The sequence below is a fragment of the Dellaglioa sp. BT-FLS60 genome (genome assembly GCF_054941065.1).
In genome coordinates, this window is sequence record NZ_JBSOLI010000035.1 from 106,585 (window position 1) to 125,368 (window position 18,784).

Below are 18,784 nucleotides of genomic sequence, written 5' to 3' on the forward strand. Positions count from 1 at the left end.
CAAGGGAAGTTATCTATTTAATGCTATAGACACTTACGAACTAAAAGTATATCACTGACATTCGCTTAAAGCAAGAAAATCCTAATTAACTACACACTTATTAAGTACGTCGTTAATTAGGATTTTATTTAATTTTTTAAATTTATTTTATTCTGGATCCGTTATTTCAGTTTCAATGTCAGATACAACTTCATCTAAATCAACTGTTGTTTCTTCAGGAGCAGCTTCAACCTTAGCCATTGTTGCAACTTTAGCATTTTCATCAATTCGAATTAAATGAACACCTAAAGTCGCACGACCTGTTTTCGATACGTTCTTCACGTTAAATCGAATCATCACACCTTGATCCGTAATTAACATGATATCTTCGTCACCTTGAACAGTTGCTAAACCAGCAATTGGTCCATTCTTTTCAGAAATATTGGCTGTCTTAATCCCTTTTCCACCACGACCTTTAATCGCATAAGCAGAAGCAGGTGTTTGTTTCCCATATCCTTTTTCAGAAATGATGAATACGTGACTATCAGCAGCTAATAAATCAGCCCCAACAACATAATCATCTTCTCTTAAACGAATACCGCGAACACCAGAAGCAGAACGTCCCATTGAACGAACATCATTCTCAGCAAATGAAACAGCATAACCGAGATGTGTGCCAATAATCATATTCTGAGTTCCATCTGTAATCGCAACGTTAATTAATTCATCTTCATCATGCAATTTAATGGCTTTTAATCCATTATTTCGGATGTTAGAAAATTCTGAAACTGGCGTTCTCTTAACTGTTCCGTTAAGCGTCGTGAAGAAAAGATAACGTTCATCATTTTCTTGCTTACTTACATTGATAACAGCTTGAATTTTTTCGCCAGAATTAACGCCTAAAAGATTAATAACTGGAATTCCTTTGGCTGTACGACCGTATTCAGGAATTTCATATCCCTTCATACGGTAGACTTTTCCAGCATTCGTGAAGAAGAGTAAGGTGTCATGCGTTGATGTTGACACAAGATGCTCAATAAAGTCATCATCATGAACACCCATCCCTTGGACACCACGTCCACCACGGTTTTGCGCTTTGAATTCATCGGTTGGAAGTCGTTTGACATACCCATTATGCGTTAAGGTAATCATCACTTCTTCCTCTTCAATCAAATCTTCATCTTCAAGATTCAAGACTTCACCAATTAACAATTCAGTACGACGTTCGTCACCAAATTTTGATTGTAAGTCTAACAATTCTTGATAAATAATCTCATGAATCCGTGAATCATGCGCTAAAATATCTTCAAAATCAGCAATTGATGCCATCAAATTTTGATATTCATCCTCAATTTTTTCACGTTCCAAACCAGTTAAACGAACCAAACGCATATCTAAGATAGCTTGGGCTTGTTTATCTGATAAACCATAATTACTCATCAATTGATTTTTAGCGAGTTCACCCGTATTTGAACTACGGATAATTCGGATAATTTCATCAATATGATCAAGTGCAATTCTTAATCCTTCAAGAATATGTGCACGAGCACGCGCCTTTTTCAATTCAAATTGCGTACGACGACGAATTACTTTTTCTTGATGTTCAAGATAATAAACAAGCATTTCCTTTAAACTTAAGACTTTAGGAATACCGTTCACAATGGCTAGCATGTTAAAGCTAAATGAGGTTTGTAATAACGTTAATTTATAAAGATTATTTAACACAACTGAAGCACTCATATCACGACGAATATCAATTACGATTCGCATTCCTTCGCGATCAGACTCATCATTAATATCAGTAATACCTTCAATTTTTTTATCACGAGCCAAGTCGGCAATACGTTCAATTAAACGCGCTTTATTGACCATGTAAGGCAATTCATCAACGATAATACGTTCTTTACCGTTTTTTTGTTCTTCAATTACAACTCTTGAACGAATTGTAATTGTCCCTTTACCTGTTTCATAAGCTTTACGAATGCCTGATTTACCTAAAACGGTAGCTCCCGTTGGAAAATCAGGTCCAGGAATAGCTTCCATCAAATCAGCCACAGTTGCATCAGGATTATCCATTAAAATATGTAATCCTGAAATAACCTCTGCCAAATTATGAGGTGGGATATTCGTTGTCATACCAACAGCAATACCTGTTGCACCATTAACTAATAAGTTAGGGAAACGCGCAGGTAAAACAACTGGTTCATGTTCACTACCATCATAATTATCCATGAAATCAATCGTATCTTTATTGATATCACGCATCATTTCAACAGCAATCTTACTCATTCTAGCTTCGGTATAACGCATAGCAGCAGCGCCATCACCATCGACAGAACCAAAGTTACCATGTCCATCAACTAACATGTAACGGTAACTAAAATCTTGAGCCATACGTACCATGGCTTCATAAATCGATGAATCACCATGAGGATGATACTTACCCATAACATCCCCAACAATTCTAGCTGACTTCTTATATGGTTTATCAGGTGTAATTCCCAATTCACTCATCCCATACAAAATACGACGATGAACAGGTTTTAACCCATCTCGAACATCTGGAAGCGCACGAGCAACGATAACACTCATTGCGTAATCCAAGAATGATTTTTTCATTTCTCCGGAAAGATTAACATCTTTTATCCGGCTTGATGCTGGTAGTTCTTCTGCCAAAATAACCAACCTCCTTTACGACCAAATTTTTAAATATCTAAGTTTTCTACGTAAGTGGCATTTTCTTCAATAAATTCACGTCTAGGCTCTACACGATCACCCATCAACATGTTAAAGACATCATTAGCTTCAATAGCATCATCAACATTAACTCGTAATAGACGACGCGCATCTGGATCCATAGTTGTTTCCCATAATTGAGAAGCATCCATTTCCCCAAGCCCTTTGTATCGTTGAATAACAGGTTTTGGTGTCGGCGTCAACTGACCTTGAATTTCTTCTAATTCTTCTTCAGTATCAACATAACGAATCATTTTACCTTGTCGAATTTGGTATAAAGGTGGTTGCGCAATATAGACGAATCCAGCTTCAACGAGTGGACGCATATAACGGTAAAATAGCGTTAACAATAATGTTCTAATATGCGCACCATCAACATCGGCATCAGTCATAATGATTAATTTATGATAATTAGCTTTTTCAACATCAAATTCGCCACCAAATCCAGTACCCATAGCTGTAAATAATGAGCGAATTTCTTCATTAGCTAAAATCTTATCTAAACTGGCTTTTTCAACATTCAAAATTTTACCACGAATAGGCAAAATAGCTTGCGTTAAACGTGAGCGACCTTGTTTAGCTGAACCACCAGCTGAATCACCTTCGACAATAAATAGTTCACTAATTGCAGGATCTTTACTTGTATTATCAGCCAATTTACCAGGTAAATTACTGATTTCAAGGCCACTCTTTTTACGCGTTACTTCTCGAGCATGTTTAGCAGCAACTCGTGCTCTAGCAGCTAACATCCCTTTTTCTACAATAATTTTAGCTTCTTTAGGATTTTCCATCAAGAACTTAGTGAAATGTTCAGAGAATGTTCGATCAGTTACTGTTCGTGCATCAGAGTTTCCTAATTTTGTTTTTGTTTGGCCTTCAAATTGAGGATCTGGATGTTTAATGCTGACAACCGCAGTTAATCCTTCACGAACATCTTCACCAGAAAGGTTGGTATCATTTTCTTTCATCAGGTTATTTTTGCGGGCATAATCATTTATAACCCGGGTTAAGGCTGTCTTAAACCCAGACTCATGCGTCCCACCTTCGTAGGTATGAATATTATTTGTGAAAGTCAATAAATTACTGTGATAATCGTCCGTATATTGAAGGGCAACTTCAACAATAATTCCTTTTTGTTCGCCCTCAACATAGATAGGTTCTGGAAAAATAACATCTTTATTTTTATTTAAATATTCAACATAATGCTTAATACCACCAGCATAATGGAATTCTTGTAATCCGGGCCCACCATCACGTTTATCATCAATCGTAATTTTAAGTCCCTTGTTCAAGAATGCTAATTCGCGAATACGTGTTGTTAATATTTTAATATCATAGACCGTTGTTTCTGTAAAAATATCAGGATCTGGCACAAAATGAACAATTGTTGCATGTTCATTTTCAGGTGCTTCACCAACAACAGCCATTTCTGTTGTTACTTTACCACGAGCAAAGTCCATACCATAGATTTTACCTTCACGGATAACTCGGACATCTAACTCGGTTGATAACGCATTAACAACTGAGGCACCAACACCATGAAGTCCACCAGAAACTTTGTATCCACCGCCACCAAACTTACCACCAGCATGCAAAATGGTGAAGACCGTTTCAAGTGCTGGACGACCTGTTTTGGCTTGCGTATCAACAGGGATACCACGACCATTATCACGAACCGTAATACTGTTATCCTTTTCAACAACAACATTAATTTCATCAGCAAATCCGGCCAAAGCTTCATCAATACCATTATCAATAATTTCCCAAACTAAATGATGAAGACCTTGTGAAGCTGTTGTTCCGATATACATACCCGGACGTTTCCTAACAGCTTCAAGTCCTTCTAAAACTTGAATTTGACTTGCATCGTATTCTTTTGCTTTTTCTTCATGTAATTCTTCTGCTATTTCAGCTTGTTTTTCTTGGTCAGTCAACTGTGTGTTCCTCCTCTTCGAGTAAGTTACCTTGATTAATATGAAAAATCTTCGGTTCGTTAATTAACGTTCTAGCAATCCCACTTAGGTTTGGTGTTGTTAAAAATGTTTGAACCTTGTTTTGAATCGTCTTCAAAAGGTGCGTTTGACGCATATCATCTAATTCAGAAAGAACATCATCTAAAAGAAGGACCGGATATTCACCAGTCTCTTCTTTCATTAACTCAATTTCAGCTAATTTAACTGATAATGCAGTGGTTCTTTGTTGTCCTTGAGAACCATATGTCTGGACATTTTTGCCGTTAATTAAAAAACGCACATCATCACGATGTGGTCCAGCTAGGGTTGTCCCTTGGAATATTTCTTTTTTAGTTGCTTTTTTTAGATTGTTTTGTAATTGTTCATATAGTTGTTCAACTGTTTGTTCTGCAGCATTTTCCAAATGAGTCGCATACTCAAATGTCACTGTTTCGGCTGACTGCGTAATTTCTTCTTGTAATTGATTAGCCCAAAACTCGAGTTGTTTAAGAAATATTAATCGTTGATGCACAATCTCAGCACCAAAAGCAGCTAATTGATCAGATAAGACATCTAAAAAGACCAAATCTTGGTCTTTTTTGTGTTGTAGTTGTTTTAAATATTGATTACGTTGTTTCAAAATAGTTCGATATTGACCCAAATTATATAAGTATCGGGCATTAATCTGACCAAATTCCATGTCAATAAATCGTCTTCTTACAGCTGGAGCTCCCTTTACGAGGGCTAAATCCTCTGGTGCAAACAAAATCACATTGAACTGACCAATGTATTGTGATAATTTCGCTTGCTCCAAATGATTAACTTTAGCTTTCTTGCCTTTGGAATTGATTTGTATCTCAAGTGGTATTGAACCGACTTGTTTACTGACTCGACCTTGAATTATCGCCGCCGTCTTATCCCATTTAATTAACTCTTTATCATTATTCGTTCGATGACTTCGAGTCATTGATAGCACATAGATGGCTTCCAGTAAATTAGTTTTACCTTGAGCATTCTCACCAAGTAAAATATTGATTGCTGGTGAAAATGAGACGTTTAAATCTTCATAGTTGCGATAATCCCTCAAGGTTAGATTTTCTAAATACATTGATAAGCCTACTTTTCGTCCATTGAATGCATTGTAATAATTGCAATACCTGAGACTTCAATAACATCGCCAGGATATAATTTACGACCGCGTCGGTCTTCCAATTCACCATTCACGAGTACTTCGTTCTCACGTAAAAACCATTTTGCTTCGCCACCAGAATTAATAATTGTTTCTGATTTCAAGACTTGTTGCAACATCATATAAGGTGTTTCTAAATAAATATCTGATTTCAAATCGTCGTCAACCTCCATTTTCTTCCTTTTTCATTATACCTTTTTTGTGACTAAATTACAATTTCACATCTCATTATAAGGCGATTTAAGCGATTTAATTTTTATTTAGTCCTTTTACTCTCAACATACTAAAAAGGCTATATTTTTAATTAATTGCCTAAAATCAACTATCATCCCTTTTTTGAGGGTTAAACCAAACTCAAAAATTACATTTACCACATTATTTAAATTTTAAGCTAAATTTGCCTAAAAAAAGAGAGTGAAAACAGTTAATTAAAACTGATTTTCACTCCATTTTCATGAATGATAACAATCTAACGCATAATTAGAATGTTCGAACGGGTGTAATTAATTGAATAAATTGAGTTGTATCTTCAGTTGGTACTAAAGTAAAGGGTCTTAATGGTTGCGTAAAAGCAACTTTGATTTCAGTCTGACCAAATGACCGTAAAGCATCTTTCATATAATCGGGATTAAATGAAATTTCAAGATCATTACCTGATAAGTTACTGAATTCTAAAGCTTCTTCAACGTTACCAACATCAGGTGAATTACTATAAATAACAACTTTTTGTTCAGCAGCATTAATGGCGAGCTTAACAACGTTATTACGGCTTTCATGTGATAACAATGAAGCACGTTCAATTGCTGACAATAATTTTGGTGCGTTAAAGTCAATATCTGTTGCTGATTCATTGGGAATTAAGCGGCTTGTGTCAGGATAATTACCTTCCAACAGACGTGAATAGAATGAGGTATTACCAATAATAAATAAAACTTGGTTTTCTGAGATACGCATTTCAATATCTGGATTTGAATCATCAATCATTCGTGATAATTCAACTAAGGCTTTACCAGGAATAATGATATCGTACTTAGCAGCATTAGCACCTGCCAATGTAATTTTACGTTGGCTTAGACGATGACTATCTGTTGCAACTGCTAAAAATTCACCATTCTCAATGACAAAATGGACACCAGTCAAAATAGGGCGACTTTCTTGATTAGAAACCGCAATAACGGTTTGACTAATAATTTGTTTCAAGATTGAACCTGAAAATACTAGGTTATCAGCAGTATCAATTTCTGGTAAATGAGGATAATTGTTTGCATCCAAGCCATTGATATTAAATGATGCTGATCCTGAAGTTATTTCTGTTTGATAACCATCAGTTACGGTTAATGAAAATGTATCTTGAGGTAACTTCTTAACAATTTCACTGAAAAAGCGAGCAGGAAGCACGATTTCACCAGTTGATTCGATTGTTAAATTATTTGCGTCATCTTCAACAGATAAAAATGTTTCAATAGAAACATCTGCATCACTACCTGTTAAAAGTAAACCTGAAGCAGTTAAAACTACTTTGATACCCGTTAATATAGGAATCGTTGTTTTTGACGAAATGGCTCTCTGAACATCTGTTAATTGTTTGATAAATGCTGAACGATTAATTGTAAATTCCATAGTAAAACCTCCGGTGAGTTTAGTTATTAATTAAGTAATAAAAGAGTAGAAGCAGTAGTAGGGCCTGTTAATCATGTTAAGAAATACGTTGAGCCTTATGAATAAAAGCATCCACATGTGTATAACTTGTGAGTAAAGTAGCTCTTTTATCCACAAATATCCACATAAATTATTGGTTGAGTTCGCTCTTAAGGTCTGCAATTTGGCGCTGAAGTTTGTCATCAGTTTCCAATAATCCGGCAATTTTTTCATGCGCATGAATAACGGTCGTATGATCTTTACCACCAAATTCAGAACCAATTTTAGGTAAAGAATTATCAGTTAATTCACGACTCAAGTACATCGCAATTTGACGTGGCATAACGATGGCTTTAACACGTTTCTTGCCCTTTAAATCGCCCACAGTTACATGGAAAAATTTAGCAACGCGATCTTGGACGATAGCAATTGAAACTTCATTTGCTTTGTTGTTTAAATTCAAGTTTTTTAAGGCATCAGCCGCTAAACTCGTGGTTATTTCTGAGTTGGATAATGTTGCATAAGCTTGAACTCTAACTAAAGCCCCTTCAAGTTCACGAATATTTGAATCAATTTGTCCGGCAATATAACTTAAGGTATCATCGGGAATCTCAAGATTTTCAGCGTCAGATTTATTTCTTAGAATAGCAATTCTAGTTTCTAAATCAGGGGGCGTAATATCAACTGAAAGACCCCATTTAAAGCGAGATATCAACCGTTTTTGTAATTTAGGAATTTCATTTGGTAAGCGATCTGATGACAAGACGATTTGCTTTTTATCATCATATAATGAATTAAACGTATGAAAAAATTCTTCCTGAGTTGATTCTTTATCAGCAAAAAATTGAATATCATCTACTAATAGGAGGTCAACACTGCGATATTCTTTTCGGAAAGCTTCAGGGGTATTATTTCGTAGTGAATTAATAAAACCGTTTGTGAAGGCTTCACTTGTCACATATTTCACTTTTGCATCAGGATTATTTAAGAGCATCTGGTGACCAATAGCGTGCATCAAATGCGTCTTACCTAATCCAACGCCACCATAGAAGAATAGCGGATTGTATAAGCGACCGGGTTCTTCAGAAACAACTAAAGCAGCAGCGTGCGCCATTTGATTACCTTTTCCGGTAACGAAAGTACTGAAGGTGTATCTGTCATTTAATTTGGCATCACGCATAAAGGTAGGGACATTATCATTATTAGATTTTGTGGCATCTGCTAAAGACATATTATTTTGAGCTCGAGTGGTTGATTCACCCTTTATTTGTAGTACAGGATTGATTTCTTCACCAGTTTTTTCATAAAGAAAAGCAACAACTTTTGGGGCTAAGTGTTGAATCCAATAAGTTTTGTGCAACTGGGAAGGAAGTTCAATAATGAGATCGTTATTAATAAATTGCTTTGGTTCAGCTGAAGAAATCCAAGTTTCATAACTCACAGGGTTGAGTTGTGTTTTGAAATAATCTGTCAGTGAAGTCCATAAATTTTCGAGAGTAAACAAAAAAAGCCTCCTTGTCTAAATAAATCGTAACTCTAGTTTAGCATTTTAAAGCGGAGTTTTCCACAGGTTTAAAAAATTGTGCAAAAAAGAATAACAAGGGGTTTAATAAGTTTTCCACAAGGTTGGGTAAAAAGAAACAGTAGCCCCAATAGCAACCAGTTATCCACAAAAAAGGTAGGAATGTAAGCGTTGATTTAATAGCTTTTTAAAGAGTTGTTAACAATTAATAGTTAAGGGTGTGTATAACTTATTAACAGGCTGTTTATTGTGAAAAAGGCTGTGACCCGAACTGTGGAACGTGAGATGTGTTTCACAAGTCATCCACAAGAAAAAAATAAATCCTTTGAAAATGTGGATAACTAATTTATAGATAATTCTCATAATTTTCTTTCATAGAAGAAAGAAGTATGGTATTATATTCCGGTAAGTGAAATTGACATCACTGGTGTCTTGTTTTGTTGAGATACTGATTAGTTGAAACATTAAGTATTTAAGGAGGTGCCTAAATTATGAAAAGAACATACCAACCTAAAAAACGTCACCGTGAACGTGTCCATGGTTTCCGTAAACGCATGAGTACAAAAGGCGGCCGTAACGTCTTAGCACGTAGACGCCGTAAAGGTAGAAAAGTATTGTCTGCATAGACCACTGATTTCAGTGGTTTTTTTTATTACAAAGATACAGAACCTAATTAACTGGAGATATTACATGAGAAAATCATATCGCGTTAAAAAGGAAGCAGAGTTTCAAACCGTCTTTAAAAAGGGTCAATCTTGTGCGAACCGGAAATATGTTATTTATATGATGGAAAAACCGGGACAAGCTCATTTTAGAGTCGGAATTTCAGTTGGAAAGCGTATTGGGAATGCGGTTGCCCGTAATTGGGTTAAGCGTCGTATTCGTCAATCGTTATTAGAATTGAAACCAGATCTTAAACAAGATTGTGATTTTTTGGTTATTGCTAGACCATCTGTTGCTTGGTTGTCGCAAGAAGAATCAAAAAAACAAATGATGCATGTTTTAAAAATAGCTAAGATTTTAGACTAATAAAGTGAGCGAGGGTATTCTTGTGAAAAAGAAGAGTAAGCGATTTTTAGTCCTATTCAGTATGTTAGGGTTGATGTTGGTCCTAGCAGGATGTAGTACAACGCCAATAACGGAAAATAGTACAGGAATCTGGGATGGTGGTATTATCCTTAGTTTCTCTAGAGCGATTATTTTCCTTTCAAAATTATTTGGTGGAAACTATGGTGTTGGTATTATCATCTTTACCATAATTATTAGGGTTATTTTGTTACCATTAATGATTTACCAAACAAGAAGTATGCGTAAAACAGCTGAAGTACAACCTCAATTGAAGGCACTTCAAGCTAAGCATTCTGGTAAAGATGCTGCAACTGTCCAAAAATTACGTGAAGAACAACAAAAATTGTATGCAGAAGCAGGTATTAATCCAGTTGCTGGATGTTTACCATTATTAGTGCAAATGCCAATTTTACTTGCTCTTTATCAGGCTATTTTAAGAACTAATGTTTTAAAAACAGGTGAATTTTTGTGGTTACAACTTGGTGATAAAGATCCGTACTTCATCTTACCTATTTTGGCTGCAATTTTAACTTACTTTGTTTCTAAATTGGGTGTTATGGCCCAACCAGAAGCTAATTCAATGTCATCAATCATGGTTTATGGTACGCCAGTAATGATTCTTGTTACAGCTATCAATTTACCATCAGCTTTGTCATTGTACTGGGTTATAACAAATGCATTTTCAGTTGGACAAACGTTAATGATTAACAATCCGTTCAAAATTACGCGTGAACGTGAAGAAAAAGTTCGTCTTGAAAAAGAAAAAGTCCAAGCTATTCAAAAAGCAAAAAAGAAAGCCTATAAAGGCCGTAATAAAAAATAAGTGTCTGAAACTGAAGTGCCCCAATAAAGTTGGACTTAAAAATCTAACTTTATTGGGGTGTTTTTTATGACAAAATATGAAATAGATTTTAAATCTAAAATGGTGAGCTTATACTTAAGTTCATCTTATAGTTACAAAACCCAATATTTAATGTTTCGGCACAAAATATTAAATATTGGGTTTGCTTGGTTGAAGAACATGGGTATATTGGGTTGCACCATGTATCACGACAGCATCAACCTATTAAATTTAAATTAGAAGTCATTAAATATGCATTAAATACAGGATTAGGACCTAATAAAATTGCTTCTCATTTTTTAATATCTCCTTCAACTTTCCAAAGATGGTTCAGTATTTATCAAAAACACGGTATAGTTGGCTTAAAAGCATTAGAAAAGAGACAGTCCATCATGATAAATAAAAAAAAGAAGTATAAAATTAAAGACAATAATAAAAATAAAAAAATAGAAGAACTTGAAAACGAACTTCAGTTAGTAAAAATGGAACGTGATATCTTAAAAAAATTCAATGCCGTAGTTCGAAAAGTGGAAAACAAAAGTTCCAAGTAGTTTACGAACTACGGCATGATTATCCATTAGATAGCTTATTGTCCATGTGCGATTTAAGACGGTCAACTTATTACTATCATTTAAAGCACCTATCTAAGCTTGATAAATATACTGATATTAAGCACTTTATTCGTGAAATATTTAACAAGAGTAAGCTAACCTACGGTTATAGAAGAATTTGGTTCTTATCTCTTAAAAATGGGTTTAATTACTGTAAAGAAACTATCAGATCACTAATGACGCAATTAGGATTAAAGGTAACTTTGTACAACAAGCATAATTCCAGATATAATTCATATAAAGGGACCGTCGGTCACGTAGCTCGTAATTTACTCAAGCAAACGTTTAAAGCCACAAAACCATTAGAGATATTTCATACCGATGTTACACAAATTAAAACTGAACAGGGCTGGGGATACATCTCCGCGATTATCGATCAGGGTAGTAAAGAAATTGTGTCCTATCAAGTTAGTGTTCATCCAGATTTGAAATTAATCAACGATACGCTAAATGGATTAAAAAATTATAATGACAATTCGATACTACATTCGGACCAAGGGTTTATGTACCAGAACAAAAATTTCCAAAAAAAGCTATGTGGTATGGGAATCATTCAAAGTATGTCACGTAAAGGAAATTGTTTAGATAACGCACCAATTGAAAGTTTTTTTAGTTTACTAAAAAGAGAATGTTTGAATAGAGAAACTATCGTTTCCATTACAGATTTAAAAGAAAAAATGGCAGATTATATTAACTGGTATAATAATGAAAGAATTTCTTTAAATAAAAAAGGAATGACACCTGTAGAATATAGAGAAACTTACAGGTGTCACACTTTGAACTAACATATTAATATTTTTGTCTAACTTTATTGGGGCACTTCAAACCAAATCTCATTTAGTAGATTTGGTTTTTTATTTTAGTTATAATTAAGAAAAGTAATAACAGGGAGGTTATTAAGGTGAAAAAATTAACAAAATCAAATGATAGAGTTATTGCAGGGGTTGTTGGTGGTATTGCTGAGTACTTTAACTGGGATCCAACAATAACAAGAATAGGTTATATCATCTTGAGCGTTGTGAGTGTTGCGTTTCCTGGTATTTTAGTTTACATTCTTTGTGCTTTAATTATGCCAAGTACTTCTAGCAATAGATAATATAAAAAGGTTCTTTGTCAACTGTTATTGGTGAAAATTGTCATTGAGAGCTCGTGACATAAGTGACCTCAAAAAAAGAAAGCTATTCCTTAATGTAACAAATTTTAAGATTTTTAAAGCCATAATTACAATTCCAGCGTCCTTTGTAAAGCCCCACGGCACTTGAAAATCGATTGAAATGCAAAGAAGCCTTCATTATTTTAGTTCTGAAAGTAACTTTTGTTCTTTAGCTTTAGGGTATTCTTATTTTGCATTTTAAATGTCCTTTCGAGGATAAGTTATGTTAGAGTATTGGGGTCTATCGATACTCTTTTTATTTATAATTGTACAAAAAAAACTGGTGTTTGAAAACTTTTTAGTTTTCAAACACCAGTTTTAATTTAGAGACTTATGTCATAGTCTCTTTTAATAAAAGTTTCGGTAAATTTAATATTTTAATCAATTACAATTAATAGACCTTTAATTATAATTGATTAAGTAATTTTTTAGCAAGAGCAAAATTACCAATAGTTGCTGATTCATTTCTTTTTATAGATGGAGTCTTTATATATTCATCTATATTGAAAATTGGAATGTAACCATTTATAAGAGTCATAAAATTATTTTTAATTTTAGTGATAAATTCAGGATTTGGTACACTGCCACCTAAAATAATTTCTCCTGGTCTACATGTTAAAGTAGTCTGAACAAATGCTTGTGCAACATAATAGGCCATTATCTCCCAGATAGGGTCATTAACAGAGACATCTGTACTACGTTTTCCAAGTCTTGCTTCAAAAGTTGGACTAGATACTAGCCCTTCGAGACAATCAGAATGGTAAGGACAAATTCCTTTAAATTTAAGATCCTGATGATGACGTTTTACTGGAACATGTCCCATTTCAGGATGACCAATATCACCTATAAAATTACCATTATCAACTATGCCAGCCCCAACGCCATCACCAATTGTGTAGTAAACAAGAGAGTTTATTGATTCATTAGAAAGTCGAGATATTATAAATTCTCCATAAGCAGATCCATTAACATCGGTATTCCAACTGATTGGAATATTGAAGTGAGCTTTAAAGTATCCTAGCATATCAGTATTTTGCCAACCTAATTTAGGGCTAGTGGTAATATATCCATACTTGGTTGATCCTTTTCTTAGTTCTATAGGACCAAAGGAAGCAATTCCTAATGCTGATATATCAAATTTTTTAAAGTATTCAACAATTTTTTTTAAAGTTTTTTCTGGCTGTTCAGTTGGAAAGTAAGTAATATCCTCGATTTGATAACTATCATTTCCAACTGCGCAAATAAATTTAGTTCCTCCGCCTTCAATACTGCCAAAAAGCATGATGGCACCTCCATTTTTGAGATAAAAATCAATAATATTTTTCTAAACGTTTTATTAATTTATAAAAGAGTTAGCATACATATTTCTAAACTGTGTCGGTGTGATTCCATTTTCTTGTTTAAAAAGTCGCATAAAATATTTACTACTGTTAAAACTTAAATAAAAAGATATTTCAGAAATGGTAAGATTCGTACTTAGAAGTAAATCCTTGGATTTAGATAATTTTAGTGCATGAATAAATTTAATTGTAGAAATTCCTTGATATTTATTAAATAAAAAAGTTAAGTAGGAGGGAGTCATTTCAAATTTATCTGCAATTTCATTAATAGTCATTGGTTTTTCGATGTTAGTGGTTACCCAATTTATAATCCAATCGAATTTTGCTGGTGTTACTGAATAAGTACTGTCGGAAAGCATCTCTATATACTGATTATGTAAATTAATTAGTAAGCTTGAGGTTAGATAATTGAGATTTAAATTAAATTGTAAATTGCTTGAATAGGCGTTAATAATTTCCTTAATGAGTAAATGAATTTTTTCTTCCTTTTTGAATTTACCAAATTGAGGAATAATTAAATTATAGGAGTTTTGCGTACTTGTTGCCGGTGAATAAGAAAAAGAAACTAAATTATTGGTATTAAAATGAATTGTGGTAAAAACTAAATCAGAGCTAGGTCTAGACAATTTTAAAGAGTTACATTTATCTTGAAATATTATCCAATTCTGTTTAGTAAGTAGTTGTTTTGTGCTATTTAATGAAACAAGTACATCTCCATTTTCAATAATAATTAAAGCAAATTTTCCTGACATTTTATTTGGAAGATTTAAAGAATTACTTGATGTATATATTTCAATTTTATTTAAAATCAAAGGATTTTTAAGGTTAAAAGTGAAAAACATTTAGCTCCCCCTTTCTTCATATTGGATTTGTGTACCTATTTATATATTTTAGGGGTTTATTAAAAAAATGCAAGCGATTACAATGATGTAGAAGTATTAAATTTATAGGCGCTATATAAATTTTAGTATTTTTAGCTATATATTTGAATTGCATTAGCAATCATAAAAAAACTACAGAGGAGATAATAATTATGGATAAAAAGCAAGAAAAACTTTCTTTACGTGAAAAAATTAGTTATTCGTTTACTGATATGGCCGGAAATTTACTTTATGTTACAATTTCAAGTTATATTTTATATTTTTATACTGATGTGTTCAAATTATCAGTTGCAAGCGCTGGATTTATTTTATTGATTGCTAGGGTAGTTGATGCAATTAGTGCTCCTGTTTGGGGTTCAATTGTTGATCATACGCATACAAAATGGGGACAAAGTAGACCATATTTTTTATGGTTAGCAATACCGTTCGCTTTTGCAACTTTTTTAGCATTTACAGCGCCAAGTTTGTCTGGAAATGCTAAAGTAATTTATGCAGGAGTTACTTATATTCTGGCAGCAGGGGTAATATATACTGGAATTCAAACCCCTATTACAGCAATATTACCAAGTTTAACTTCAGACTCTGAAGGAAGAATAAGTGCTAATTCTTTCAGAATGTCTGGTGGACAAATTGGAGCATTTATAACTAGTACCTTTTGTTTACCTTTAGTTGCTTTTTTTGGAAATGGGAATGATAAAAAAGGATTTATGATTACGGTGGCAATTTTTGGAGTTTTAGCAGTAATTTTATTGTTTACTGCATTTAAAAATTTGAGAGAAAGAAATGTATCTATAACTAAGCCAATACCATTTAAGTCAAGCTTAAAAGCAACAGTTGGTAATTACCCATGGTATATTCTTGTTATGGCTTTTGTTGTTTATTGGATTGCCCAAGCGGATAGAAATAGTATTTCTATTTATTATGCTAAGTATTATTTAGGTAACGAACAATTAACATCAGTATTTAATGGATTACAAATTTTAGGAATTATAGCAACAATTGCAATTCCTTTTGTTGTGAAAATAACAAATAAAACAATGGCAATGTTAATTGGTTTAGCTGTCGGTGCTTTTGGTCAAGTCATGATGGCAGTCGCTGGAAATAATTTAACGTTGATAATAGCTGCTTGGATTATTGGGATTTTTGGTGCTTCGCTTGCTTGCGCTATGCCGTTTGCAATGTTAGCTGATACAGTAGATTTTGGCGAGTGGAAAACGGGGATTAGAGCATCTGGCTTTTTAACTGCTGTTGGTAGCGCATTCTGTATTCAACTTGGATCAGGGTTTGGAACTTTTATCCCGACTAAAATTATGGCTGCAGCTGGGTATGTTGCAAATCAATCACAGAGTGCGGCCTCACTTGAAGCAATTAAATTTTGTTTTATTTGGTTACCAGTTATTGTGTATGCAATTTCTGGATTTATAATGTTATTTTATTTTAAATATGAAAAAATGGAACCAGAAATCAAAAAAGAATTAGCTAATAGATGATATAACTGAAATATTTTTCAGAAGGAGATATAAAATGAAAATTAAAACTATTGATATAACTTCAAAATTTTGGAATAGGTATCGGGAATTAATTCCTGAAAAAGTCATACCTTATCAATGGAATGTTATTAATGATTCTGCAGAAATAAAAATTGAAAAAGAGCCTGGTGGTCCGGAATTAGGTTCTGAAAAAAGTCATGCAATCGCTAATCTTAAAATAGCTGCAAAGCGTCAAAATGGACATCATGTGGGATATACATTTCAAGATACAGATGTATATAAATGGCTAGAAGCTGCAGCATTTACTTTAAAGTATCATCCTGATGATAAACTAAAAATAATAACAGATGATGTAGTAGATTTAATTTATGATGCCCAAGATGATGACGGATATTTAGTTACATATTTTCAAATAGAAGAACCTGAAAGAAAATTTAAACGATTGTCTCAGTCACATGAATTATATAGCATGGGACATTATATTGAAGCGGCCGTTGCATATTATGAAGTAACAGGTAATGAAAAGTCTTTGAAGGTTGCTTTAAAAATGGCTGATTGTATTGATAAATATTTCGGATTAAAGGAAGGCCAAATTCCAGGAGTAGATGGTCATCCGGAAATCGAGCTGGCATTAACAAAACTTTATGAAGTTACTAAAATTGAACGTTATTTAAAACTTGCTGATTTTTTTATTAATCAACGTGGACAAGATCCTTTATTTTTTCAAAAGCAAAATCAAGAAGATGGCATTGATAACGATTTGATTGCAGGAATGGAAAGTATAACAAGTGAATACTTACAAGCATCAGGACCGTTAAATGAACAGCAAACATTACAGGGCCATGCGGTAAGAGTTGTTTATTTGTGTACAGGGATGGCACATACTGCAAGATTAACAAATAATAAAAAATTATTAGATACGTGCAAACGTATATGGAAGAATATTGTAAACAAAAGGATGTATGTAACTGGTGGAATTGGGTCAACAAATATTGGAGAAAAATTTACAACTGATTATGATTTACCTAATGATACTATGTATGGTGAAACATGCGCTTCAGTGGGGATGAGCTTTTTTGCACGTCAAATGTTAGAACTGGAATCAAATGGAGAATATGGTGATATTTTAGAAAAAGAAATATTTAATGGAGCTCTTAGTGGTCTCTCGCTAGACGGTACGCATTTTTTCTATGTAAATCCACTTGAAGCTGATCCGGTAATTTCAAAATTCAACCCATCTAGAGAACATGCGATTACAAGGCGTGCTGAATGGTTTGGTGTTGCTTGTTGTCCAAGTAATATTGCAAGATTGATAGCTTCTATTGACCAATATATATATAAAGTAGAAAATAATTATATTTTATCTGATCAATTTATAGCAAATGATACAACGTTTACTAATGGAGTTAAGATTAAACAGACTAATAATTACCCTTGGGATGGTAAAATAAATTTCAATATATCAAACAAAAAAAATAATGATTTTAATTTTGGTATTAGAATTCCTAAATGGTCAGAAAATAAATTTACTGTTAAAATTAATAAAAAGGAAACAAATGTAAGTGTTGAAAATGGATATGTTTATATTCCAATCGATTTAGAAGATACTGAGATAGAATTAAATTTAGATTTTAGTATTAAAATAATGAAATCAAATTCTAATGTTAGATATAATATAAACAAAGTGGGTGTACAAAGAGGTCCGCTTGTCTATTGCTCAGAGCAAGAAGATAATGATACAGACTTATGGAAAATTAATTTAAAAGTTGACGGACAACGAAAAGTAAAATTTGAGCAAAATTTATTAGGAGGAATAGCTGTAATACAAATTGATGCATTAAAAATTGTTGATAGAACGAACGATTTGTATTATGAGAGTGATAAAAATGAATTTTTGAATGATAAAGTAACGATGATTCCATATTATGCTTGGGCAAATAGAAAAGATGGACAAATGTCTGTTTGGCAAAATGTATATAATAAATAATCCAATAATGAGACAAAATAAAATAGTTAGACGTTTGAATGAATAAACAGTTCTAAGAAAGTAAATCCTAAATATTGGATTAAACGTTAAGCAGTTTTCTGGTTTGTATAAATTCGGTATTTAACCGAATTTATACAAACCATTTTTTTAATTCCTGAAAAATTATAATCAGTTACCCAGATAGATACTTAGTAAAATAATGTTTCAGAACTGTTTATTTTATAATATGAAAAAGAATACGTTTTTTAGTGATAAATTTATATCTTAAAGATAAGCTCAAACAGCTCGTACTTTAAAATTTTTTGAATAATGCTGTTAATACAAAAACTCCCGTATTTGATATTGACCAATACGGGAGATACTTTAAATTGAAATTGTGGTTAGTTTTTTTGTTTCA

At 33.2% G+C, this 18,784-nt stretch carries 16 protein-coding genes; 8 read left to right on the plus strand and 8 right to left on the minus strand.

The window, feature by feature from the left end:
* Window positions 1-147: 147 nt before the first annotated feature.
* From gyrA to dnaA, 6 genes are all read right to left on the minus strand, one after another.
* Window positions 148-2,655 (minus strand): DNA gyrase subunit A, encoded by a 2,508-nt coding sequence (gene gyrA, locus ACVQ8P_RS06985; RefSeq protein WP_462298497.1) that lies wholly within the window; start codon window positions 2,653-2,655, stop codon window positions 148-150.
* A 29-nt stretch (window positions 2,656-2,684) separates the two neighbouring features.
* Entirely contained in the window at window positions 2,685-4,622 is a 1,938-nt protein-coding gene (gene gyrB / locus ACVQ8P_RS06990; protein ID WP_462298553.1) for a DNA topoisomerase (ATP-hydrolyzing) subunit B, read from the minus strand.
* A gap of 19 nt (window positions 4,623-4,641) precedes the next feature.
* Window positions 4,642-5,775: a DNA replication/repair protein RecF gene (gene recF, locus ACVQ8P_RS06995; protein WP_462298498.1), complete on the minus strand. Its 1,134-nt coding sequence runs from the start codon at window positions 5,773-5,775 to the stop codon at window positions 4,642-4,644.
* 8 nt (window positions 5,776-5,783) lie between these two features.
* Window positions 5,784-6,011, minus strand: coding sequence for a S4 domain-containing protein YaaA (yaaA, locus tag ACVQ8P_RS07000; protein WP_462298499.1), 228 nt, complete (start codon window positions 6,009-6,011; stop codon window positions 5,784-5,786).
* Window positions 6,012-6,336: 325 nt separating this feature from the next.
* Window positions 6,337-7,476 carry a DNA polymerase III subunit beta gene (dnaN, locus tag ACVQ8P_RS07005; RefSeq protein ID WP_462298500.1) on the minus strand — a complete coding sequence of 380 codons (1,140 nt, stop codon included), beginning with the start codon at window positions 7,474-7,476 and terminating at the stop codon, window positions 6,337-6,339.
* A gap of 169 nt (window positions 7,477-7,645) precedes the next feature.
* On the minus strand, window positions 7,646-8,998 hold the full coding sequence (gene dnaA, locus ACVQ8P_RS07010) for a chromosomal replication initiator protein DnaA (RefSeq protein ID WP_462298501.1): 1,353 nt from the start codon (window positions 8,996-8,998) through the stop codon (window positions 7,646-7,648).
* A gap of 509 nt (window positions 8,999-9,507) precedes the next feature.
* Here dnaA and rpmH point away from each other — a divergent pair.
* The 6 genes from rpmH to ACVQ8P_RS07040 all read left to right on the plus strand — a co-directional run bounded on the left by rpmH (window position 9,508) and on the right by ACVQ8P_RS07040 (window position 12,632).
* Window positions 9,508-9,642, plus strand: a complete 135-nt coding sequence (gene rpmH, locus ACVQ8P_RS07015) for a 50S ribosomal protein L34 (RefSeq protein ID WP_057974157.1) — start codon at window positions 9,508-9,510, stop codon at window positions 9,640-9,642.
* A gap of 64 nt (window positions 9,643-9,706) precedes the next feature.
* On the plus strand, window positions 9,707-10,045 hold the full coding sequence (rnpA, locus tag ACVQ8P_RS07020; protein WP_462298502.1) for a ribonuclease P protein component: 339 nt from the start codon (window positions 9,707-9,709) through the stop codon (window positions 10,043-10,045).
* A gap of 22 nt (window positions 10,046-10,067) precedes the next feature.
* Window positions 10,068-10,907: a membrane protein insertase YidC gene (gene yidC / locus ACVQ8P_RS07025; RefSeq protein ID WP_462298503.1), complete on the plus strand. Its 840-nt coding sequence runs from the start codon at window positions 10,068-10,070 to the stop codon at window positions 10,905-10,907.
* Window positions 10,908-11,092: 185 nt separating this feature from the next.
* The gene (locus tag ACVQ8P_RS07030) at window positions 11,093-11,476 is read left to right on the plus strand and encodes a helix-turn-helix domain-containing protein (RefSeq protein WP_462298504.1); all 384 of its coding nucleotides are present in this window, start codon (window positions 11,093-11,095) and stop codon (window positions 11,474-11,476) included.
* Window positions 11,431-12,321, plus strand: a complete 891-nt coding sequence (locus tag ACVQ8P_RS07035) for an IS3 family transposase (RefSeq protein WP_462298554.1) — start codon at window positions 11,431-11,433, stop codon at window positions 12,319-12,321. The genes ACVQ8P_RS07030 and ACVQ8P_RS07035 overlap by 46 nt, the downstream gene beginning before the upstream one ends.
* 116 nt (window positions 12,322-12,437) lie before the next feature.
* Window positions 12,438-12,632: a PspC domain-containing protein gene (locus ACVQ8P_RS07040; protein ID WP_462298505.1), complete on the plus strand. Its 195-nt coding sequence runs from the start codon at window positions 12,438-12,440 to the stop codon at window positions 12,630-12,632.
* Between the two features lie 463 nt (window positions 12,633-13,095).
* Here the strand turns inward: ACVQ8P_RS07040 and ACVQ8P_RS07045 are convergent, their stop codons facing one another.
* Together ACVQ8P_RS07045 and ACVQ8P_RS07050 are read right to left on the minus strand one after the other, a co-directional pair.
* Window positions 13,096-13,971: an ROK family protein gene (locus ACVQ8P_RS07045; RefSeq protein WP_462298506.1), complete on the minus strand. Its 876-nt coding sequence runs from the start codon at window positions 13,969-13,971 to the stop codon at window positions 13,096-13,098.
* Window positions 13,972-14,025: 54 nt separating this feature from the next.
* Entirely contained in the window at window positions 14,026-14,871 is an 846-nt protein-coding gene (locus tag ACVQ8P_RS07050) for a helix-turn-helix domain-containing protein (RefSeq protein WP_462298507.1), read from the minus strand.
* 191 nt (window positions 14,872-15,062) lie between these two features.
* On the opposite strand from ACVQ8P_RS07050, the gene ACVQ8P_RS07055 reads away from it, so the two are divergent.
* The gene (locus tag ACVQ8P_RS07055; RefSeq protein WP_462298508.1) at window positions 15,063-16,400 is read left to right on the plus strand and encodes an MFS transporter; all 1,338 of its coding nucleotides are present in this window, start codon (window positions 15,063-15,065) and stop codon (window positions 16,398-16,400) included.
* A 34-nt stretch (window positions 16,401-16,434) separates the two neighbouring features.
* Window positions 16,435-18,387: a glycoside hydrolase family 127 protein gene (locus ACVQ8P_RS07060; protein WP_462298509.1), complete on the plus strand. Its 1,953-nt coding sequence runs from the start codon at window positions 16,435-16,437 to the stop codon at window positions 18,385-18,387.
* Window positions 18,388-18,784: the final 397 nt, after the last annotated feature.

Bases quoted from the DNA above. Each gene is read 5' to 3' on its own strand.
- recF (WP_462298498.1), bottom strand. From the start codon at position 5,775: ATGTATTTAGAAAATCTAACCTTGAGGGATTATCGCAACTATGAAGAT.
- rpmH (WP_057974157.1), top strand. From the start codon at position 9,508: ATGAAAAGAACATACCAACCTAAAAAACGTCACCGTGAACGTGTCCAT.
- ACVQ8P_RS07050 (WP_462298507.1), bottom strand. From the start codon at position 14,871: ATGTTTTTCACTTTTAACCTTAAAAATCCTTTGATTTTAAATAAAATT.
- ACVQ8P_RS07045 (WP_462298506.1), bottom strand. From the start codon at position 13,971: ATGCTTTTTGGCAGTATTGAAGGCGGAGGAACTAAATTTATTTGCGCA.
- dnaN (WP_462298500.1), bottom strand. From the start codon at position 7,476: ATGGAATTTACAATTAATCGTTCAGCATTTATCAAACAATTAACAGAT.
- ACVQ8P_RS07055 (WP_462298508.1), top strand. From the start codon at position 15,063: ATGGATAAAAAGCAAGAAAAACTTTCTTTACGTGAAAAAATTAGTTAT.
- rnpA (WP_462298502.1), top strand. From the start codon at position 9,707: ATGAGAAAATCATATCGCGTTAAAAAGGAAGCAGAGTTTCAAACCGTC.
- ACVQ8P_RS07060 (WP_462298509.1), top strand. From the start codon at position 16,435: ATGAAAATTAAAACTATTGATATAACTTCAAAATTTTGGAATAGGTAT.